The following is a 19750-nucleotide window of genomic DNA, read 5'->3' as shown; positions in this document are numbered from 1 at the left end:
ACGTCATCCGGCCTCAGCGGAGGCGGCCCGGGACGGGCGCCCTGTCTGCGAAGCGTAGTTCGACCGTCCGGCTCAGCCGAGGTGACATCCGGTCGTACGAACCGGTAAATCACCCTTGCGGATCAACAGCAGGGTGCTCAGGAGGCGTACGGGCCGTTCGCTCACCCCTCGAAGGGGCGGGCCGGCCAGGGCGAGTCCGCCGGGCGCAGTCCGTCCAGCCCGTCCGGTCCGGTGAGCGCGGCGTGCACGGCGAGCGTGCCGGTGACCAGGGTCGGGTTGTGCAGCCGCCCGGCGTGGATCAGCCGGATCAGGTCGGACACCGGCACCCAGGCGACCTCGATCTCCTGTTCCTCGCCCTCCGCCGCGTAGCGCTCGCCCTCGGCCTCCGCGAGGTCGGTGGCGAGGAACATCCGCAGCGCCTCGTCGGTGCCGCCCGGGGAGGTGTAGTAGTCGGCGAGGATGCGCCAGGTGCCGGCCTTGCAGTGCGCCTCCTCGTACAGCTCGCGCTGCGCGGCGTGCCACGGGTTCTCGCCGGGCACGTCGAGCAGGCCGGCGGGCAGCTCCCACAGGCGCTGGCGAACGGGGTGCCGGTACTGCCGCAGGATCAGCACCCGCTGCTTGTCGTCCAGGGCGAGCACGGAGACCGAGCCGGGGTGGGTCTGGTAGTCGCGGCGGGCCCAGCTGCCGTCGGGCATCCGGACCTCTTCGCTGCGCACACCGGTGACCTTGCCCTGGAACGGCGTCCGGCTCTCCCGGACCTCCCACTCCTCGGCCACGTCGGCGATCCCCTGGTCGCGCTGCTCGTCCATCGCTCTCCCCTTTTCGTCAGTACGACACAATCTAACGCCGGACGGCGGCCCCGCGGGAATCGCGGGGCCGCCGTCCGGTGAACGACCGGCGACTTACTCGGCCGCGGTGGTCTTGATCTCGATGGCGGCCTTGACCAGACCCGCGAACAGCGGGTGCGGGCGGGTCGGGCGGGACTTCAGCTCCGGGTGGGCCTGGGTGGCCACCAGGTACGGGTGCACCTCGCGCGGGTACTCGACGTACTCGACCAGGTCGCCCTTGGGGGAGAGGCCGGAGAACTGCAGGCCGGTCTTCTCGAGGTCCGCGCGGTAGGCGTTGTTGACCTCGTAGCGGTGGCGGTGGCGCTCCTCGACGTACTGCTCGCCGCCGTAGACCTCACGGACGATCGAGCCCTCGGCGAGCTTGGCCGGGTACAGGCCCAGACGCATGGTGCCGCCCAGGTCGCCCTTGCCGTCGACGATGGCCAGCTGCTCGGCCATCGTGGAGACGACCGGGTGCTTGGCGGCGGCGTCGAACTCGGTGGAGTTGGCCTCGGGCAGGCCGGCCAGGTTGCGGGCCGCCTCGATGACCACGCACTGCAGACCCAGGCACAGGCCGAGCAGCGGGACGCGGTTCTCGCGGGCGAAGGTGATGGCGCCGACCTTGCCGTTGACACCGCGGTCGCCGAAGCCGCCGGGGATGCAGATCGCGTCCACGTCGCCGAGCTGCGCCCGGGCGCCCTCGGGCGTCTCGCAGTCGTCCGAGGTCACCCACTTGATCTCGACCCGGGCGTTGTTGGCGAAGCCGCCGGCGCGCAGCGCCTCGGTCACCGACAGGTAGGCGTCCGGCAGGTCGATGTACTTGCCGACCAGGGCGACCTTGACGATGTGCTGCGGCTCGTGGACGCGGCGCAGCAGGTCGTCCCAGGTCGTCCAGTCCACGTCGCGGAACGGCAGGTCGAGCCGGCGCACCACGTAGGCGTCCAGGCCCTCGCCGTGCAGGACCTTGGGGATGTCGTAGATCGACTTGGCGTCGATGGCCGCGACCACGGCCTCCTCGTCCACGTCGCACATCAGCGAGATCTTGCGCTTGATGGCCTGCGGGACCTCGCGGTCGGCGCGCAGCACGATGGCGTCGGGCTGGATGCCGATGTTGCGCAGCGCGGCGACGGAGTGCTGGGTGGGCTTGGTCTTCAGCTCGCCCGAGGGGCCGATGTACGGCAGCAGGGAGACGTGCACGAAGAACACGTTGTCCCGGCCGACCTCGTGGCGGACCTGGCGGACGGCCTCCAGGAACGGCAGCGACTCGATGTCGCCGACGGTCCCGCCGACCTCGGTGATCACCACGTCGACGTCCTCGGTCGCCATCCGGCGGATCCGGGACTTGATCTCGTTGGTGATGTGGGGGATGACCTGGACGGTGTCGCCCAGGTACTCGCCGCGTCGCTCCTTGGCGATGACGGTGGAGTAGACCTGGCCGGTGGTGACGTTCGCCGAACCGTGCAGGTTGGTGTCCAGGAACCGCTCGTAGTGGCCGATGTCCAGGTCGGTCTCGGCGCCGTCGTCCGTGACGAAGACCTCACCGTGCTGGAACGGGTTCATGGTGCCCGGGTCCACGTTGAGGTACGGGTCGAGCTTCTGCATGGTGACGCGCAGGCCGCGGGCCTTGAGGAGCGCGCCAAGGCTGGAGGCGGTGAGGCCCTTGCCGAGCGAAGAGGCGACACCCCCGGTGACGAAGAGGTGCTTGGTCGTCACGGCGCGGCCGTTCGCTGCCTTGCCGGAATGGGGCTGTGCCAAGAGGGGGCTCCCGTGGGTCGCGTGTCGAAGGTGACGTGGGCGGGATGCTCTCGACTCGCCGAACGACGGGAGGCGGTGCGGTGCACGGCACTCGGGGGGTCGTCGATTCGGCTGGTCCGGGGCGTTTGATCCCACCGGTCCACGGGATACCAGGGTATCAGTGACGCGACCGGGACGCCTTCCGGCCCGCTCGCGGCGCCCCGGGGGCGTGCGCGGGGCGCACCACCGGCGCATCATCCGGCGCAGCAGTCACACCGGTCGCACCCCGGCCGGACCGGGCCACTTCGGAGCACTCCGTTCGGGCCATGACAGCCCCTCCACTGGGACCAGCCGGAACTGATCCGTCCGGACCATCCTGCCCGGCGTCCTCGCGATGCACGGCATTTCCGCCGAATTGTGGCGCCACACGAGGCTGCGCCCGCGTGCTTCGCCCCTTTCGTCCGTCGTAAGCTGCACGGACGCATCGCCGACAGCACGAGCACGCGGAGGGCGTGGGAGGTCAGGACACTCCCGGTCCCCGATGCGCGACCGGACCTCCCCGTATTCCAGCTCCTCCCCTCCCACCCCAGGGGCTCGACCGAGCCCCGCGCGGACACTCCAGCAAGGCCCGCCACCACCCCTCGGCGAGCCGGACGTCCCGGGGTGGGCTCCGGCCCCGCAGACCGCTCGCTCCCCCAGATCGCCGATGCGTCGTGACCACATTGCGAACTGGAGATCCACGTGGCCGGCCGTATCGAGGACTACGCACTCATCGGGGACATGCAGACCGCTGCCCTGGTCAGCAGGGACGGGGCGGTGGACTGGCTCTGCCTGCCCCGCTTCGACTCTCCGGCCGTGTTCGCCGGCCTGCTCGGCACCGATGAACACGGCTTCTGGCGGATCGGTCCGGCCGAAGCCGTCGCGACCGAAGTCCCCACCCCCGCGGCACCCCCCACCCCGGCCGCCCCCGCCCTCGGCCTCCCCCGCTTCACCGACACCGCCGATCTGAGGGTCCCGCCGCCCACCGCGGCCGCCCCCGCGGTGCCCGCCGACCGCCGCCGTTACCGGGGCGACTCGCTGGTCCTGGAACAGGAGTGGGACACCCAGGGTGGCACCGTCCGGGTGATCGACTTCATGCCGCCGCGCCCGCTGGCCGGCCGCGACGCCGTCCCCCAGGTGATCCGGATCGTCGAGGGCGTGTCCGGCACCGTCCGGATGCGCTCGGCGGTGCGGATGCGCTTCTCGTACGGGCGCATCGTGCCCTGGGTGCACCGGGTCGAGCAGGCCGGCGGCGGCCACCGCACCGTCGCCGTGGCCGGGCCCGACTCGGTGTGGCTGGACGGCGAGTCCGAGACCTACGGCCGCGACCTGACCACCTACGCCGACTTCACCGTCACCGCAGGCGAGCGGATCGCCTTCGCGCTGACCTGGCAGGCCTCCCACCTGGACGCGCCGAAGGCCCCGGACGCCGAGGAGATGCTCGACGCCACCACCGACTTCTGGCACGAGTGGGCCGCCCAGTGCACCTACCAGGGCCCCTACCGCGAGGCCGTGATCCGCTCCCTGATCACCCTCAAGGGCCTCACCTACGCCCCCACCGGCGGCATCGTCGCCGCCCCCACCACCTCGCTGCCCGAGGACATCGGCGGTGAGCGCAACTGGGACTACCGCTACACCTGGCTGCGCGACGCCGCGATCACCCTCTCCTCGCTGCTGCGCACCGGCTACCGCGACGAGGCCAAGGCCTGGCGGGAGTGGCTGCTGCGCGCCGTCGCCGGCGACCCGGAGAACCTCCAGATCATGTACGGCATCGCCGGCGAGCGCGAGCTCACCGAGTCCTCGCTGGACTGGCTGCCCGGCTACGAGGGCTCACAGCCCGTCCGGGTCGGCAACGGCGCGGCCGGCCAGCTCCAGCTGGACGTCTACGGCGAGGTCGTCGAGGCCCTGCACCTGGCCCACATGACCGGCCTGGTCCGCAACGACCACGCCCACCACCTCCAGCTGCGCCTGATCGAGTACCTGGAGGACCACTGGCAGGAGCCGGACGAGGGCATCTGGGAGGTCCGCGGCCCGCGCCGGCACTTCGTCCACTCCAAGGTGATGGCCTGGGTCGCCGTCGACCGGACGATCAAGCTGCTGGAACAGACCCCCGAGGACGCCCCCTCCGACGGCCACCTGGAGCGCTGGCGCGAGCTGCGCGAGACCATCCACCGGGACGTCTGCGAGAAGGGCTACGACCCGGAGCGCAACACCTTCACCCAGTACTACGGCGGCAAGGAGCTGGACGCCTCGCTGCTGCTCATCCCCCAGGTCGGCTTCCTGCCGCCGGACGACAAGCGCGTCATCGGCACCATCGAGGCGATCCAGCGCGAGCTGTCCACCGAGGACGGCTTCGTGCTGCGCTACCCGACCCACGACGAGAGCGGCAACAACGTCGACGGCCTCTCCGGCCACGAGGGCGCCTTCCTGGCCTGCTCGTTCTGGCTGGCCGACGACCTCGCCATGATCGGCCGGGTGCAGGAGGCGCGCGAGCTGTTCGACCGGCTGCTCGCGCTGCGCAACGACCTCGGACTGCTCGCCGAGGAGTGGGACCCGCGGCTCAAGCGCCAGGTCGGCAACTTCCCGCAGGCCTTCAGCCACGTCCCGCTGATCGACACCGCACTGCGGCTGACCGCCTGCGGCGGCGCCTACCTGTCCGCCCAGCCGGACGGCCTGGCGGCCGAGCGGGTCGAGCAGGCGACGGTCTAGCAGCCCGGCGGCCGGTGGTCCGGCGGCCTAGGGCCGCTGGACCAGCTCGTCGTAGGTGCTGAGCACCTGGGCGACGGTGGCGGCCTCGTCCGGCCAGGTCTCGGCCTGCTGCCGGCCGGCCGCCACCAGCCGCTCGCGGCCCGCCGGGTCGGCCAGCAGCCCGCGCACCGCCCGGCCGATCGCGACCGGGTCGCCGGCCGGCACCAGCACGGCCGCGTCGCCGACCAGCTCGGGGATCCCGCCGACGGCGGTGGCGACCACCGGCACGCCGGCCCGCATCGACTCCTGCACCACCAGCGAGCGGGCCTCCCAGCGACTGGCGACCACCACCACGTCGGCGGCCGCCAGCAGGTCGGGCACGTCGGTGCGAAAGCCGAGCAGCCGCACCGGCAGCTTCTCGGCGGCGACCCGCTCGCGCAGCCCGGCCGCCTCCGGGCCGTCCCCGGCGACCAGCAGCAGCGGCTCCGGGTCCAGCACGGACAGCTCGCGGGTGGCGTCCAGCAGCAGCCCGAAGGCCTTCTGCGGGACGAGCCGGCCGACCGCCAGCACCAGCGGCCGGTCCGGGCCGTCGCCGAGCAGCGCGGCGCGCGCCGCGGCCCGGTCGAGCCGGCCCTCGGGCATCGGCGGGGCGGCCACCGGGCCGAGCCGGGCGTCGGTGGCGCCCAGCTCGCGGGCCCGGGCGACCAGGTCGGAGGAGGCGCCGAGGACGAGGTCGGCGGCGCGCGCGACCCGGCGCTCCATCAGCCGCTGCAGGCGGCGTTCCAGGCCGGTGGCCAGCAGCGCGTGGTGGGAGGTGACCACCAGCGGGGTCTCCGGGCGCAGGCCCGGGAAGCGGCCTGCCGTGCGCAGGGCGAGGTCGGCGAGCAGTCCGGCGCGCAGCCCGTGCGCGTGCACCACGTCGGCGCCGGTGAAGGCCCGGCGCAGCTCACCGATCGCGGTGGCGTCACTGCGGGCGCCGGCGGTGGGGGTGATGTCGACGGTGTGGAACCTGGCGCCGGTGCGGGAGAAGCCGAACAGCGCGTCCGTGCCGGCCGGGGCGCACACCGTGACGATCACGCCGTGCGCGACGAGGCCCTGCGCCAGGGAGCGCACGTGGGCACCGATGCCGCCGGTGCTGGCGGCCAGGACGAGTACCACGTGCAGTTGTCCCGGTTCTGGGGTGGCAGCGGCGGCCCGGGCGGCGGAATGGTCCACGTTCTCTCGCATCCGACTCGATCAGGTTCGCGCGCCGCTTCGCGAGGGTTGCCCGTCGGCGGCGCTCGGGACTGGAAAGCCAATGTCCAGCCGCCACCATGCCAGGTCGGCGGCCCTCTTGGACAGTCGGCGCCACCAGGGGCGCGTCGCCTTCCGTCCGCAAGGGCCACCCGACCCTGTCGGCGGGTCGGGCACCCCGGCCAGGACCTGTCGCAGCAGGTCCGGCCGGGCGCTCGACGCGAAGTGCCCCAGGCCCTGTCCGGCAAGATCGGCCGGACACGCCCTAGCGGTGGCGCGGGGCCCGGGCGGCGGCCAGCAGTTCCTCGGCGTGGGCCCGGCCGAGCTCGGAGTCCTCCAGTCCGGCCAGCATCCTGGAGAGTTCGCGCACCCGCTCCTCGTCGTTCAGCACCTTGACGCCGCTGCGGGTCACGGTGCCGTCGTTGGTCTTCTCCACCACCAGGTGCCGGTCCGCGAAGGCGGCGACCTGCGGCAGGTGGGTGACCACCACGACCTGGGCGGATTCGGCCAGTTTGGCCAGCCGGCGGCCGATCTCGACCGCGGCCTTGCCGCCGACGCCCGCGTCCACCTCGTCGAACAGGTAGGTGGGGACGGGGTCGGCGCCCGCGAAGACCACCTCGACGGCGAGCATCACGCGGGACAGCTCACCTCCCGAGGCGCCCTTGGCGATCGGGCGGGGCTGGGCGCCGGGGTGCGGGGCGAGCAGCACCTCGACCTCGTCCACGCCGTGCGGGCCGTAGGCGACGGTGCGGCCGTCGACCTCGATCCCCGACAGGTCGTCGACCTGGGCGATCGAGAAGGTCACCCGGGCGTGCGGCATCGCCAGTTCGGCGAGTTCGGCGGAGACGGCCTCGGCGAAACGCCCGGCCGCGGCCTGCCGGGCGCCCGACACCTCGGCCGCCAGCTCGGCCAACTCGGCCCGCAGCGCGGTCTCCTGGGCGCCGAGCCGGTCGATCCGGTCGTCGTCGCCGTCGAGTTCGGCGAGCCGGGCGGAGCCGGCCTCGGCCCAGGCGAGCACCTCGGCGAGGGAGTTCTCCGGGCCGCCGTACTTGCGCAGCAGCTGGGCCAGGACGGCCCGGCGGTCCTCGACGGCGGCGAGCCGGACGGGGTCGGCGTCCAGGTCGTCCGCGTAGCCGGCCAGGTCGCCGGCCACGTCGGCGAGCAGGTAGCCGACCTCGTTGAGGCGGTCGGCGAGGCCGGCGAGGCGCTCGTCGTGGTGGCGCACAGCGTCCAGCGCGCGGCGGGACTGCGCGAGCAGGGTGCCCGCGTCCAGTGCCTCCGGGTCGGCCGGGTCCCCGGCCAGGGCGGCGTGGGCGAGGGTCGCGGCGGAGGACAGCGCGTCGGCGTGGCCCAGCCGCTCGGCCTCGGCGGCCAGCTCCGTGTCCTCGCCGGCCACCGGCTCGGCGGCGGCGATCTCGTCCAGGCCGAAGCGCAGCAGATCGGCCTCCTGCGCGCGTTCACGGGCCCGGGTGGTCAGCTCCTCCAGGGTGGCCGAGACCTCGCGCAGGCTCCGGTAGGTCTCCCGGTAGCGGGCCAGCGGTTCGGCCACCGCCTCGCCCGCGTACCGGTCCAGCGCGCCGCGCTGGCGGGCCGGGCGCAGCAGCCGCTGCTGGTCGGTCTGGCCGTGCACGGCGATCAGTTCCTCGCCGAGTTCGGTGAGCAGCCCGACCGGGACCGCCCGCCCGCCGACGTACGCCCGGGAGCGGCCCTCGGCGGAGACGGTCCGGCTGATCAGCAGGGCGCCCTCGTCCAGTTCGGCCCCGGCCTCGGCCGCGCGGATCGCCGCCGGGGAGCCGGCGGGCAGCTCCAGCCGGCCCTCGACGACGGCGCGTCCGGTCCCGTTGCGCACCAGGCCCGGGTCGGCGCGACCGCCGAGCAGCAGGCCGAGGCTGGTCACGACCATGGTCTTTCCGGCGCCGGTCTCACCGGTCACGGCGGTGAAGCCGGGGGCGAGTTCGACCACCGCGTCGTCGATGACCCCAAGATCCCGTATCCGCATCTCGTCCAACACGGAGACGACCTTACGAGGTTCCACCCCCGGCGCGCGACGAGCGGCAACGCCGCGCGGCAACTCCGTGCCCGGAAGTTCACCCCTTCCGGGGCGTTTGCCCGGGTCCCGGTACCGTGCACCACGGCAGGAAGATCTGCACCAGCGGGCCGATCGCCAGTGCGTACGCGACCGTGCCGACCCCGGCGGTGCCGCCCAGCAGGACACCGGCGACCAGCACCGTCACCTCGATGCCGGTGCGGATCAGCCGCAGCGAACGCCCGGTGCGCCGGTGCAGGCCGGTCATCAGGCCGTCGCGCGGGCCGGGGCCCAGGCGGGCACCGATGTAGAGGCCGGTGGCCAGGCCGTTGAGCAGGATCGCGGCGGCCATCAGCGCGATCCGGGCGGGCAGCCCGTGCGGGCCGTCGACCATCCGCAGCGTGAGGTCCATCGAGGCGCCCAGCACCAGCACGTTGGCGACGGTGCCGACGCCCGGGCGCTGGCGGATCGGGATCCACAGCAGCAGGACCAGGGCGCCGCAGATGGTCACCCAGGTGCCCACCGAGAGGCCGGCGACGCGTTGCAGGCCCTGGTGGAAGACGTCCCACGGGTCGAGGCCGAGGCCGGAGCGCAGCATCAGCGCCATGCTCGCGCCGTACAGGTAGAGGCCGACGGCGAGCTGCGGGATCCGGCGGCCCAGGGCGTGGGTGTCGCCGAGCACCCGGGCGGCGAGCGGGGGCCGGGCGGCCTCCGGGGCGGGTTCGGACGTGGTCGTGGGCGTGGTCGTGGTGGCCATCGGGCGCTCCTGCGGGTGGTGCTGCACCCCGGGCGGCCCCGGCGGTGGCGGACTCGACGGCCGCACTGCCATGATGGTCAGGCCAATAGAGCCCGCTCCAGGGCCAATTTCGAGCAAGTGGACTGATCAGCCTTGGCCGACTGGCACACCACCATCACCCCGCCCGCGCTCGCCCGGCTGCTCGCCGCCGCCCGGCTGCCCGAACCGGCCACCGCCCGCCGCCCCGCCTACCGGACCCTCGCCGGGCAGATCCGGCTGCTGGTCACCGAGGGCCGCCTGCCGGTCGGCGCCCGGCTGCCCGCCGAACGCGAACTCGCCGGCGCCCTGGAGCTGAGCCGCACCACCGTCGCCACCGCCTACGAGACCCTGCGCGCCGACGGCTACCTGCTCAGCCGCCGAGGCGCCGGCAGCTGGACCGCCCTGCCCGAGGGCGCCCCGCCGCCCAGCGACGCGCTGCACCCCGTCCCCCCGGACGAGCAGGGCCGCACCCTGGACCTCGGGGTCGCCGCCCTGCCGGCCCCGCAACCGTTCCTCGGCGAGGCCACCGTCCGGGCCGTCGAGCAGCTGCCCTGCTACGCCGCCGGGCACGGCCACTACCCCACCGGCGTCCCGGTGCTGCGCGAGGCCCTCGCCCGCCGCTACACCCAGCGCGGCCTGCCCACCACCCCCGACCAGATCCTCGTCACCACCGGCGCGATGGGCGGGCTGCACCTGGTCCAGCGGGCGCTGATCGGTCGCGGCGACCGGGTCGCCGTCGAGGCGCCCAGCTACGCCCACACCCTTCAGGCGCTCCGGATCACCGGCGCCCGCCTGGTGCCGGTGCCGTACGGCTACCGCCCCCAGCCCGAGTGGGACCTCGCCGAGTGGCGCGGGGTGCTGCGCGGGGCCGCGCCCAAGGTCGCCTACGTGATCCCCGACTTCCACAATCCGACCGGTGCGCTGATCGGCGAGGAGCAGCGCCGCGAGCTGCTGGCCGCCGCCCGAGCCGCCGGCAGCATCGTCCTGGTCGACGAGACCACCGCCGAACTCGGCTGGGGCGTACCGGAGTCCGTCCCGCTGCCGCGCCCGATGGCGGCGCTGGACCGGTCCACCCAGGTGGTCACCGTCGGCTCGGCCAGCAAGCTGCTCTGGGGCGGCCTGCGGATCGGCTGGGTCCGGGCCGCGCCCGCGCTGGTGCGCCGGCTGGCCGCCGACCGGGTCTACAGCGACGTCGGCACGCCGGTCCTGGAACAGCTGATCGCCGCCGAGCTGCTGGGCGAGCCGCTGCCCGCCGTCCGGGCGCACCAGCTGGACCGGCTGCGGGCGACCGCGCACGCCTTCGCCGCCGCACTGCCCGAGCACCTGCCGGGCTGGTCGTTCACGCCACCGCCCGGCGGCCTCTCGCTCTGGGTGTCCACCGGCGGGCTGTCCGGCGCGGCGCTGGCCCGGGCCGGGGAACGCGCCGGGGTGCGGATCGCCTCGGGCAACCGGTTCGGCTCGGACGGCGCGTTCGAGCACCACATCCGGATCCCGCTCACCGTGCCGGCCCCGGCCGTCCCCGCCGCCGTGCAGCGGCTCGCCGAGACCGCCGCCCGGGCGACGGCGGGCGGCCGGTACGGGCCGCCCGGCGACACCCCGCCGCTGGCGATCTGACCGGCGAACCGACGGGCGGTCAGCAGTGGGTGTTCGCCCGCCCGCGCCAACCCGTCACCGGCAGCGCGAACTTGGCCACCAGCCGGTCGGTGAACGGCGCCCGGTGCAGTCTGGCCAGGCGCACCGGGGTCTGCCCCCGGCGGACCTCCACCCGTGCGCCGGCGGGCAGTTCGACCGTGCGCCGCCCGTCGCACCAGAGCACGCCGTGCGGGGTCTTGGGCTGCACCTCGACGGCCAGCACCGAGTCCGGCGAGGTCACCAGCGGGCGGGCGAACAGCGCGTGCGCGGAGATCGGCACCATCAGCAGCGCCTCCACCTCCGGCCACACCACCGGCCCGCCGCCGGAGAACGCGTACGCGGTGGAACCGGTCGGCGTCGCGCACACCACGCCGTCGCAGCCGAAGTTGGAGACCGGGCGGCCGTCCACCTCGGTCACCACCTCCAGCATCCGCTCCCGGGACGCCTTCTCTATCGACGCCTCGTTCAACGCCCAGTCCTGGTGCACCACATCGCCGTTGGTGCGGACGATGACGTCGATCGTCATCCGCTCCTCGACCTCGTAGTCGGCGTCGACCACCCGCTCGACCACCACGGCCAGATCGTCCCGCTCGGCCTCGGCGAGGAACCCGACCCGGCCCAGGTTGATCCCGAGCATCGGCAGCCCGTGCTCGCGGGCCAGCTCCGCCCCGCGCAGCAGCGTCCCGTCCCCGCCGGCGACCAGGATCAGCTCGCAGCCGTCCGCCGCGCCCGGCCCCCCGGCCACCTTCTCGACCCCGTCCGGCAGGTCCAGGTCCAGCGCCTCGGAGGCGAGCAGTCTGATCCGGATGCCCGCCTTCAGCAGCCCGTGCACCAAGGCCTCGACGCTGCGCAGCGCCGCCGCCCGGCCGGTGTGCGCGATCAGGAAGACCGTACGTTCTTCATCGCTCATGCCGCTGCCCTCTCCCTCACGCCTGCCGGGTCGCCTTCGGCCCCGGTACGGCCGCGTCACACAGCATGACGGACCGGACGCCCCCACAGCACCCTATCGGGGCCCCTCCGCGACGGCCCGGTCCGCCTCGGCGGGATCCAGCTGCGGGGCGTCCCGGCGCAGCCACAGGAAGTACTCCACGTTCCCGGACGGGCCCGGCAGCGGGCTCGCGGTGACGGCGCGCACGCCCAGCCCGAGCTCCCACGCCTGCCCGGCGACCTGGCGCACCATCTCGGCGCGCAGCTGGGGGCTGCGCACCACCCCGCCGCTGCCCAGGCGCTCCTTGCCGATCTCGAACTGCGGCTTGACCATCAGCACCAGGTCCGCGTCCCCGGCCGCGCAGGCGGCCAGCGCGGGCAGCACCAGGCCCAGCGAGATGAACGACAGGTCGCCGACCACCAGGTCGACCGGGGTGCCGCCGATCAGCCCCAGGGTCAGCTCCCGGACGTTGGTGCGGTCCATCACCGTCACCCGCTCGTCGCTCTGCAGCGACCACGCGAGCTGCCCGTAGCCGACGTCCACCGCCAGCACGCCGGCCGCGCCGGCCCGCAGCAGGACGTCGGTGAAGCCGCCGGTGGAGGCGCCCGCGTCCAGCGCCCGGCGGCCCTCGACCACCAGGCCCTGCGGGACGAAGGCGGCGAACGCCCCGGCCAGCTTGTGCCCGCCGCGCGAGACGTAGTCGGGGTCGTTGTCGTCCTCGGCCACCACGACCGCGGCCGAGGTCTCCACCTGGGTGGCCGGCTTGGTCGCGGTGGTGCCTCCGACGGTCACCCGGCCGGCCGCGATCAGCTCGGACGCGTGCTCACGCGACCGGGCCAGCTTGCGGCGGACCAGCTCCGCGTCGAGTCGGCGTCGTGCCACTGCCACTGGTGTTTCAGCTCCTACGGGTCCTGCGGGTCGTTCCAGGGTCATTCCTGGTCGAGCGCGGCCAGCGTGTCGGCCAGCCGCTGGTGAACATCTTCGTACACCTCGACGTGTGCCTCGGCCGGGACCCCGTCCAGGGCCTCCAGCCGGGCCAGCCCGGCGTCCACGACGGGGTGGCCGGTCGGGGTCGGTTCCACGCCGAGCGGTTCGACGGCTTCAGCTGGTCCGGTCATCGGGCTTCTTCGTGCTGGTGGCCTTGCGGACGGTGGTCTTCTTCGTCGCCGTACGCTTCGCGGGCGCCTTGGGCTGCGCGGGCGGCTCGGCGGCGGTCTGCTGCGCGGTGGCGGTCTTCTTGACGGCCGTCTTGCGCACGGTCGTCTTCCTGGCGGTCGTCTTCTTGGCCGCCGGCTTCTTGGCCGCCGCCTTCTTCGCCGGGGACTTCTTCACCCCGGCCCGGCCCGCCGCCGGGGCCTTCTCCGCCGAGGTCTGCTCCGCCGGGGCCGGCTCCGCTGCCGTGGGCTTCTTCGCCGGGGTCCGCTTCGCGGCGGCCTTCCCCGGTAGCGACGGCCGTACCGGCGGGACGGGCGGGTCGACCTCGACCGGCTCGTCCACCTCCACCCGTTCGGCCACTACCGGCTCCCCCGCCGCCGGGGCCGCCGGCTGCTCGTCCGCCCGCTCCCAGCCGCGCCCGAACAGGTCGTCCGCCCGGGGCGCCGGCGCCGGCTCCGCCGCCTCGTCGAACCCGGCCGACCGCACCGCGGGCTCGGCCTCCTCCTCGACCTCGCGCAGCTTGCTCTCCAGATAGGCGAGCACCACGCCGACCTTCATCACCTGGTCGCCGACCTTCTCGAAGGCCTTCTCCACCTCGCCGCGCGCCACCCCGACGGCCAGGTCCACCCCGGCCCGCCCGGCGGTGACCGCCTCCTCCGCCAGCGTCTGCAGCGTCTTCGCCGACGGCGGGAACTGCCCGCCGAGCCGGCGCTCGACCTCGGTGACGTCGACCCCGGTCCGCTCCAGGATCACGGCCGCCGTCCCGACGACCCGCTTGCCGACCTCCTCCGCCAGCCCGGCGGCGACCTCCACCACTCCCCGCACCGTCCTCGGCAGCATCCGGGTGCCTCCTTAGCGCCTGCGCGCATCGCTCCGTCGCCGTCGGTGCCCGGGCCGATCCGGGCACCCCACGGACGACGCTACCGCCAAAACCCGCCTGCGGTACCGTGGCCCGGCAGGGACCATCGCCGTCACCTGCCGCAACCACCGGGGAACCCAGGGAGGGGAACCACCGCCATGGCCAACGCCGAGGAGTGCCGCGAGGCGCTGGAACAGCTCAGCCGGAACATGGCGAAGTCCACCGGTGACGTCCGCAGGGCGGCCGCTCTCGACCGCTCGCTCAGCTGCCGGATCACCGACCTCGACCTGACCTTCACCGGCCAACTGCGCGACGGCCGGATCCACGACCTCGCCTCGGCCCCCGGCGCCCCGGCCGAGAAGGCGGCGATCCGGCTCACCATGAGCAGCGACGACCTGGTCGCCGTGGTCTTCGGCGGGCTCAACTTCGCGTCCGCCTGGGCGGGCGGCCGGATCCGGCTGGAGGCGAGCTTCCGCGATCTGCTGCGGCTGCGCACCCTGCTCTGAACCCGGCCGCCGTGGTCCTCCCCTCTTGGACCCGAGCGCTCCGGACCCGAGTGCTCCGGGCCCGACCGCCCTCGCGTTGAGCGCCGCGCGGCGGCTCAGAACCCCAGCTCGGCCAGGGCCTTGCGCCCGTCGGCCGGTGCGCCGTCCGCGTCCAGCGCCGTCCACGCCGCCGCGCACAGCGCCCGCAGACCGTCCCAGCGGTCCCCGCCGCCGTCCAGCCGCAGCACGCCGCCGGCGGCCGACGCGACCCAGCCGCCGCAACCGAAGCCGTCCGCCCCGGTCGTGACCGCCGGGTGCGGCTCCAGCAGCCCGCGCAGGTCCGCCGACAGGTAGGTCGGCCGGTGCTCGGCCGGGGCCGCCAGCAGCTGCGCCGGGGTGGTCACCCCGGTGAAGACCAGCAGGCTGTCCACCCCGCCGTTGAACGCGCCCTCGATGTCGGTGTCCAGCCGGTCGCCGACCACCAGTGGCCGCCGCGCACCGGTCCGCAGCACGGTCTCCCGGTGCATCGGCGGCTGCGGCTTGCCCGCCACCACCGGGTCCACCCCGGCGGCCGCCCGCACCGCCGCCACCAGCGTCCCGTTGCCGGGCGCGATGCCGCGCGCGGTCGGGATGGTCAGGTCGGTGTTGGAGGCCACCCACGGCAGCCCCTGCTGCACCGCGTACGCGGCCTCCGCCAGCTGCGCCCAGCCGACCGACGGGTCGTAGCCCTGGACCACCGCGAGCGGCTCCTCGGCCAGCGAGCGGACGGCGACCAGCCCGCGCTCGGCCAGAGCCTCCTCCAGCCCCGGGCCACCCACGACCAGCACCTTCGCCCCGGCCGGCACCTTCTCGGCGACCACCCGGGCGGCCGCCTGCGCCGAGTTGATCACGTCGGCCGGCTCGGCCGGCACGCCCAGCCCGGTCAGGTGCTCGGCCACCACCCGCGGCGGGCGGGAGGCGTTGTTGGTCACGTACGCGAGCCGCATCCCGGCCGTCCGGGCGGCGGCCAGCGCGTCCACGGCGTGCTCGATCGCGTGCGGGCCCGCGTAGACCACGCCGTCCAGGTCCAGCAGCGCCGTGTCGTACGCCTCGGTCAGCGGCTGCTCGCTGCCGCCGGGGGCGGTCCGTCGCACGGTGGTGGCCGTCTCGGTCATGGCTGCGCTACCTCATTCACTGCGTCGTTCGCTTCCTCGGGTGCCCCCGAGCGGGTGGCCCTTGAGCCGGTGGGCCCTTGAGCGGGTGGGCCCCGAGCCGGTCAGACCTCGTCGTCCGCACCGGCGTCGCCCGTCGGCGCCCCGTCCGGGCCCGGCGGGGGCGCCAGGTACCCGGGTGCCCCGGGCAGCAGCGGGCCGAACGCCCCGGCGCGGGCCGCCAGGGTCGCCCTGGTCTGCCGCAGCGCCGCCTGGTAGTGCTCGGTGCCCGGCCGCATGGCCACGGCCAGCGCCAGGTGCTCGGCGGACGTCTCGAAGTCGCCCAGCCGGGCCGCCGCGACGCCCCACCCGAACTGAGCGTAGTCGTCCGACGGATCGGCCAGCGCGACGGCCCGGAAGTTCTCCAGCGCCGCCGCGTACGAACCGGTGTCGAACTGGGCCCGCGCCAGCGTCTCCCGGATGCTGCGCGACTGCGGCTCGGCCGCCGCCGCCCGGACCAGCAGCTGCTCGGCGGCCGCCGGGTTGCCCTGGGCCAGCAGCCTGCCGCCGCGCCGGAACCAGTCGTACACGTCCCCGGTCGGCTCGCCGGAACGCCCCTGCGCCGGCACGCCGCCGTGCGCCGGAGCGCCCCCGCCGCCGACGCCGGCCGGCCCGCCCTGCTCGGCCGGGCCGCTGCCGTCCAGCCGTTCCTGCCCGTCGTCCATGCGGTACCTCGCCCTCGGTCGCACACCCGTCCCACAGGTCAGCACGGGTATTCCGATCTCTCAACAACGCGTACCCGGTTACGATGCCCAGAATGAGCACACCCAGTGCAGAAGACGGAGTCGAGACTCCCGAGGGCGGCCCCGGCAATCCCGGGCACGTCGCCACCGCAGGCCTGTCCCTGTCACCCTTCCGAGGCCTGCGCTACGTCCCCGATCGGGTCGGTGCCCTGGCCGCGGTCATGTCACCGCCGTACGACGTCGTCGACCCCGGCCGCCGGCTCGACCTGGAGACCGCCGACCCGCACAACGTGGTCCGGCTGATCCTGCCCAGGCCCGAGCCCGAGGACGCCGGCGATCGGCCCGACCGCGACACCAAGTACCGGCACGCCGCCCGGCTCCTGGCCGCCTGGCAGCGCGAGGGGATCCTCGCCGCCGACGCGGCGCCCGCGCTCTACGTCTACGAGCAGCGCGTGCCCGCCACCGGCGACTCCCCCGAACTGCTCCAGCGCGGGCTGATCGGGGCCCTCGCGGTGAGCGGTCGCGAGGCCGGCGTGGTCCTCCCCCACGAGGACGTGATGCCGCGGCCGGTCGCCGACCGGGTCGGCCTGATGCGCACCACCCGGGCCAACCTCGAACCGCTGCTGCTCACCTACCGCGGCGGCGGCGGCGCCTCCGGCGTCATCGAACGGACCGTCCAGGGCGAGCCGCTGCTCTCCACGGCCACCAGCGACGGCACCCACCACCGCCTCTGGGCCGTCGCCGACCCCGCCGAGATCGCCGAGATCAGCCGCGACCTCGCCACCTGCCGGGCCCTGATCGCCGACGGCCACCACCGCTGGGAGATGTACCTCCGCCTCCAGCGCGAGCACCGCCACCTGCCGCGCAGCCCGTGGGACCGCGGCCTGGTGCTCCTGGTGGACACCGCCCGCTACCCGCTGCGAGTCCGGGCCATCCACCGGGTGCTGTACCGGCTGCCCGTGGCCGAGGCACTGGAGAGGCTCGGCGACCAGTGGAAGGTCAAGGAGGTCCCCGGCCCGCTGACCGCCGCCCTCCAGGCGCTCGCCGAACAGAAACGGCACGGCGGCAACGGCTTCATACTGACCGGCGGGGACGGCGTGTACTGGCTGCTCGGCGAGCCCGAGGAGGCACTGCTCGACGCCACCGTGCCGCACGACCGGCCCGAGGAGTGGCGCCACCTGGACGCCACGGTCCTGCACGCCACCCTGCTCGACCGCACCTGGCACGTCCCCGACGGCCCGGACGACATCGGCTACCTGCACACCGCCGCAGCCGCCGAGCAGGAGGCCGCGCGCACCGGCGGCACCGCCGTCCTGCTGCACCCGGTCCGGGAGAGCGTGGTCCGCAGGCTCGCCGAACAGGGCGTCACCATGCCGCGCAAGTCCACCTCCTTCGGGCCGAAGCCGGCCACCGGACTGGTGCTGCGCAACCTCGAACTGGGCTAGGTTCCCCGCCGAAACGCGAAGAGGCCCTGCCTGCTTCCCCTGGAATTCCAGGGGAAGCGGGCAGGGCCTCACTCGTCGGTCGGAGCCGCTCAGCTGCGGGCGTCGCCCTTGGCCTCGGCGTCAGCCTTCGCCTCGTCCTTGGCCTCGGTGGCGCGCGCGGGCACCACGCCGTCGAACTCCTCGTCGATCTCGAGGTCGTCCTCGTCGTAGTACTCCTCGACGTCCTCCTCGTCCTCGAAGATGACGCGGTCGTCGGAGGCCTCGCCGCCGCGCTTCTTCGCCGGGGCGTCGGCCTGCTCGGACTCCTCCTCGGCCATCTCCGGGTCGAGCGCGTCCACGAACTCCACGCCGTCGATCTCGGCCAGGCGCTCCGCCGCGTTGGTCGTGCCGTCGGTGTCGGCCTCGGCCGCCTTCGCGAACCAGTCACGGGCCTCGTCGCCACGGCCGGCCGCGATCAGCGCCTCGCCGTAGGCGTACCGAAGACGCGCGGTCCACGGGTGCACGGCGCTGGAGGCCAGCTCCGGGCTCTGCAGGGTCACCACGGCCGCGTCGAACTGCTCCATGTCGGAGCGGGCGCCGGCGGACACCAGGCGCATCTCGACCTGGCCGGCCTTGTCCAGCTGCTTCACCTCGGGCTCACCGGCCATCGCCAGTGCCCGCTCCGGACGGCCCAGACCGCGCTCGCAGTCGGCCATCACGGGCCACAGGTCCGCGCGGCCGGTCATCCGACGGGCGGCACGGAACTCGGTCAGCGCCTCGGAGTACCGCTGCGTCATGTACGAGGCGAAACCGGCCGCCTCACGGACGGCGGCCACGCGGGAGGCCAGACGGAGCGCGACGCGGGAGAACTGGTAGGCCTCCTCCGGCTCGGTGTCGAGCAGGCGGGCCACCATCACCAGGTTGCGGGCGACATCGTCCGCGAGCGTCTTGGGAAGGCTCTTGAGCTCCTGGCGCACGTCCCCGTCCAGCTCGAAGCCGGTGACGTCCTCCGGGATCGGCAGGCGCTTGACGGGCTCGTAGTTGCCACGACGGTCGTCGTAGCCGCCCCGGTCGTCACGGCGGTCGTCGCGGTTGCCGCGGTAGCCGCCGCGGTCGTCCCGACGGTCGCCGCGGTCGCGGTTGAAACCGCCACCGGACGGGCGGTCGTCACGACGGAAGCCGCCACGGTCGCCACCACGGTCATCGCGGTTGAAACCACCCGACGGGCGGTCCCCACGGTCACGGTTGAAGCCACCGCCGGAGGGGCGGTCGTCACGACGGAAGCCACCGCGGTCGTCACGGTCACGGTTGAAGCCGCCACCGGACGGGCGGTCGTCACGACGCGGACGGTCGTCACGGTCACGGTTGAAACCGCCCGGACGGTCATCGCGACGGAAACCGCCACCACCGGACGAGCGGTCGCCACGGTCGCGGTTGAAGCCGCCACCGGAGGGGCGGTCGTCGCGACGGAAGCCGCCACGGTCGCCACCACGGTCATCGCGGTTGAAACCACCCGACGGGCGGTCGCCACGGTCACGGTTGAAGCCGCCACCGGACGGACGGTCGTCACGACGCGGACGGTCGTCACGGTTGAAACCACCACCCGAGGGGCGGTCGTCACGGCGGAAGCCGCCGCCGCCCTGACGGTCGTCCCGACGGGCGCCGCCACGGTCGTTCGACCAGCCCCCACGGGACCGGGGCTCGTAGCCTCGGCCGTCGTCCGATCGACGCTCGGGACGGTCCTGGGGCTGGTTCGACATCGTGGTGACTCCTTCTGCTGCTTCAGCTCCACCGCGGACTGAGCAACTCCGCTGCCGTCACGCGGTTTCGGCGCCGGCCTCCTGGCCGCGCACCATCTCCATTGTCCGACATCCCGGAACACTCCGCCTGGGCGAAGGTCCCGGCCTGCCGGGGTACTACTCGTTCGCAAAACACAAAAAGGCCGCGGCCCCAGCGAGTCGCTGGGGCCGCGGCCTTGAATAATTGTTCGGCGGCGTCCTACTCTCCCACAGGGTCCCCCCTGCAGTACCATCGGCGCTGTAAGGCTTAGCTTCCGGGTTCGGAATGTAACC

General features: G+C 74.2%; 16 protein-coding genes, 1 rRNA gene and 1 pseudogene. 4 read left to right on the top strand and 14 right to left on the bottom strand.

What is annotated here, in order from left to right; all coding sequences use genetic code 11:
- Window positions 1-161 precede the first annotated feature (161 nt).
- A complete protein-coding gene (locus ACIP37_RS28495) occupies window positions 162-809 on the bottom strand; it encodes an NUDIX hydrolase (protein ID WP_363586994.1) in 648 nt (215 codons plus the stop codon).
- A gap of 93 nt (window positions 810-902) precedes the next feature.
- Window positions 903-2582 carry a CTP synthase gene (locus tag ACIP37_RS28490; RefSeq protein ID WP_079135937.1) on the bottom strand — a complete coding sequence of 560 codons (1680 nt, stop codon included), beginning with the start codon at window positions 2580-2582 and terminating at the stop codon, window positions 903-905.
- A gap of 720 nt (window positions 2583-3302) precedes the next feature.
- Between ACIP37_RS28490 and ACIP37_RS28485 the strand changes: the two genes are divergently transcribed.
- Window positions 3303-5309: a glycoside hydrolase family 15 protein gene (locus ACIP37_RS28485; RefSeq protein ID WP_400844681.1), complete on the top strand. Its 2007-nt coding sequence runs from the start codon at window positions 3303-3305 to the stop codon at window positions 5307-5309.
- Window positions 5310-5336: 27 nt separating this feature from the next.
- Here the strand turns inward: ACIP37_RS28485 and ACIP37_RS28480 are convergent, their stop codons facing one another.
- From ACIP37_RS28480 to ACIP37_RS28470, 3 genes are all read right to left on the bottom strand, one after another.
- Complete coding sequence (locus ACIP37_RS28480; RefSeq protein ID WP_363589361.1) at window positions 5337-6515, bottom strand: glycosyltransferase family 4 protein; 1179 nt, start codon at window positions 6513-6515, stop codon at window positions 5337-5339.
- 271 nt (window positions 6516-6786) lie between these two features.
- Window positions 6787-8520, bottom strand: coding sequence for a DNA repair protein RecN (gene recN, locus ACIP37_RS28475; RefSeq protein ID WP_400812513.1), 1734 nt, complete (start codon window positions 8518-8520; stop codon window positions 6787-6789).
- 88 nt (window positions 8521-8608) lie between these two features.
- Entirely contained in the window at window positions 8609-9304 is a 696-nt protein-coding gene (locus ACIP37_RS28470) for a YitT family protein (protein ID WP_400812510.1), read from the bottom strand.
- A gap of 132 nt (window positions 9305-9436) precedes the next feature.
- On the opposite strand from ACIP37_RS28470, the gene ACIP37_RS28465 reads away from it, so the two are divergent.
- Complete coding sequence (locus tag ACIP37_RS28465; protein WP_363589363.1) at window positions 9437-10936, top strand: PLP-dependent aminotransferase family protein; 1500 nt, start codon at window positions 9437-9439, stop codon at window positions 10934-10936.
- A gap of 19 nt (window positions 10937-10955) precedes the next feature.
- On the opposite strand, the gene ACIP37_RS28460 is transcribed toward ACIP37_RS28465, so the two are convergent.
- The 4 genes from ACIP37_RS28460 to ACIP37_RS28445 form a co-directional block, all read right to left on the bottom strand.
- Window positions 10956-11864, bottom strand: coding sequence for an NAD kinase (locus ACIP37_RS28460; protein WP_063349647.1), 909 nt, complete (start codon window positions 11862-11864; stop codon window positions 10956-10958).
- Window positions 11865-11957: 93 nt separating this feature from the next.
- Window positions 11958-12815 carry a TlyA family RNA methyltransferase gene (locus ACIP37_RS28455; RefSeq protein WP_363589365.1) on the bottom strand — a complete coding sequence of 286 codons (858 nt, stop codon included), beginning with the start codon at window positions 12813-12815 and terminating at the stop codon, window positions 11958-11960.
- The gene (locus ACIP37_RS28450) at window positions 12812-13000 is read right to left on the bottom strand and encodes a hypothetical protein (protein ID WP_363589367.1); all 189 of its coding nucleotides are present in this window, start codon (window positions 12998-13000) and stop codon (window positions 12812-12814) included. Before ACIP37_RS28450 ends, ACIP37_RS28455 begins: the two co-directional genes overlap by 4 nt.
- A complete protein-coding gene (locus ACIP37_RS28445) occupies window positions 12984-13877 on the bottom strand; it encodes a histone H1-like repetitive region-containing protein (protein ID WP_400812508.1) in 894 nt (297 codons plus the stop codon). The genes ACIP37_RS28450 and ACIP37_RS28445 overlap by 17 nt, the downstream gene beginning before the upstream one ends.
- Window positions 13878-14054: 177 nt before the next feature.
- Between ACIP37_RS28445 and ACIP37_RS28440 the strand changes: the two genes are divergently transcribed.
- Window positions 14055-14402, top strand: coding sequence for an SCP2 sterol-binding domain-containing protein (locus tag ACIP37_RS28440; protein WP_363589371.1), 348 nt, complete (start codon window positions 14055-14057; stop codon window positions 14400-14402).
- Between the two features lie 95 nt (window positions 14403-14497).
- Here the strand turns inward: ACIP37_RS28440 and ACIP37_RS28435 are convergent, their stop codons facing one another.
- Both ACIP37_RS28435 and ACIP37_RS28430 read right to left on the bottom strand, forming a co-directional pair.
- Window positions 14498-15535, bottom strand: coding sequence for an HAD-IIA family hydrolase (locus ACIP37_RS28435; protein ID WP_363589373.1), 1038 nt, complete (start codon window positions 15533-15535; stop codon window positions 14498-14500).
- A 101-nt stretch (window positions 15536-15636) separates the two neighbouring features.
- Window positions 15637-16236, bottom strand: a complete 600-nt coding sequence (locus ACIP37_RS28430) for a tetratricopeptide repeat protein (RefSeq protein ID WP_363589375.1) — start codon at window positions 16234-16236, stop codon at window positions 15637-15639.
- A 92-nt stretch (window positions 16237-16328) separates the two neighbouring features.
- On the opposite strand from ACIP37_RS28430, the gene ACIP37_RS28425 reads away from it, so the two are divergent.
- Window positions 16329-17699 (top strand): DUF1015 family protein, encoded by a 1371-nt coding sequence (locus tag ACIP37_RS28425; protein WP_400812505.1) that lies wholly within the window; start codon window positions 16329-16331, stop codon window positions 17697-17699.
- An 89-nt stretch (window positions 17700-17788) separates the two neighbouring features.
- On the opposite strand, the gene ACIP37_RS28420 is transcribed toward ACIP37_RS28425, so the two are convergent.
- From ACIP37_RS28420 to rrf, 3 genes and pseudogenes are all read right to left on the bottom strand, one after another.
- Complete coding sequence (locus tag ACIP37_RS28420) at window positions 17789-18700, bottom strand: hypothetical protein (RefSeq protein WP_363633575.1); 912 nt, start codon at window positions 18698-18700, stop codon at window positions 17789-17791.
- 39 nt (window positions 18701-18739) lie between these two features.
- Window positions 18740-19456 (bottom strand): annotated as a pseudogene (locus ACIP37_RS28415) (RNA helicase); the annotation flags it as partial.
- A 207-nt stretch (window positions 19457-19663) separates the two neighbouring features.
- Window positions 19664-19750, bottom strand: a 5S ribosomal RNA gene (gene rrf, locus ACIP37_RS28410); the annotation flags it as partial.

This window comes from Kitasatospora sp. NPDC088861 (assembly GCF_044750105.1).
Lineage (GTDB): Bacteria > Actinomycetota > Actinomycetes > Streptomycetales > Streptomycetaceae > Kitasatospora.
The sequence above is the reverse complement of the archived record's forward strand: the minus strand, read 5'-3'. Positions and strand labels throughout refer to the sequence as shown.

Coding starts and splice junctions, on each gene's coding strand:
- ACIP37_RS28495 (WP_363586994.1), bottom strand. CDS start 809: ATGGACGAGCAGCGCGACCAGGGGATCGCCGACGTGGCCGAGGAGTGG.
- ACIP37_RS28480 (WP_363589361.1), bottom strand. CDS start 6,515: ATGCGAGAGAACGTGGACCATTCCGCCGCCCGGGCCGCCGCTGCCACC.
- recN (WP_400812513.1), bottom strand. CDS start 8,520: ATGCGGATACGGGATCTTGGGGTCATCGACGACGCGGTGGTCGAACTC.
- ACIP37_RS28470 (WP_400812510.1), bottom strand. CDS start 9,304: ATGGCCACCACGACCACGCCCACGACCACGTCCGAACCCGCCCCGGAG.
- ACIP37_RS28460 (WP_063349647.1), bottom strand. CDS start 11,864: ATGAGCGATGAAGAACGTACGGTCTTCCTGATCGCGCACACCGGCCGG.
- ACIP37_RS28455 (WP_363589365.1), bottom strand. CDS start 12,815: ATGACCCTGGAACGACCCGCAGGACCCGTAGGAGCTGAAACACCAGTG.
- ACIP37_RS28450 (WP_363589367.1), bottom strand. CDS start 13,000: ATGACCGGACCAGCTGAAGCCGTCGAACCGCTCGGCGTGGAACCGACC.
- ACIP37_RS28445 (WP_400812508.1), bottom strand. CDS start 13,877: ATGCTGCCGAGGACGGTGCGGGGAGTGGTGGAGGTCGCCGCCGGGCTG.
- ACIP37_RS28440 (WP_363589371.1), top strand. CDS start 14,055: ATGGCCAACGCCGAGGAGTGCCGCGAGGCGCTGGAACAGCTCAGCCGG.
- ACIP37_RS28435 (WP_363589373.1), bottom strand. CDS start 15,535: ATGACCGAGACGGCCACCACCGTGCGACGGACCGCCCCCGGCGGCAGC.
- ACIP37_RS28430 (WP_363589375.1), bottom strand. CDS start 16,236: ATGGACGACGGGCAGGAACGGCTGGACGGCAGCGGCCCGGCCGAGCAG.
- ACIP37_RS28425 (WP_400812505.1), top strand. CDS start 16,329: ATGAGCACACCCAGTGCAGAAGACGGAGTCGAGACTCCCGAGGGCGGC.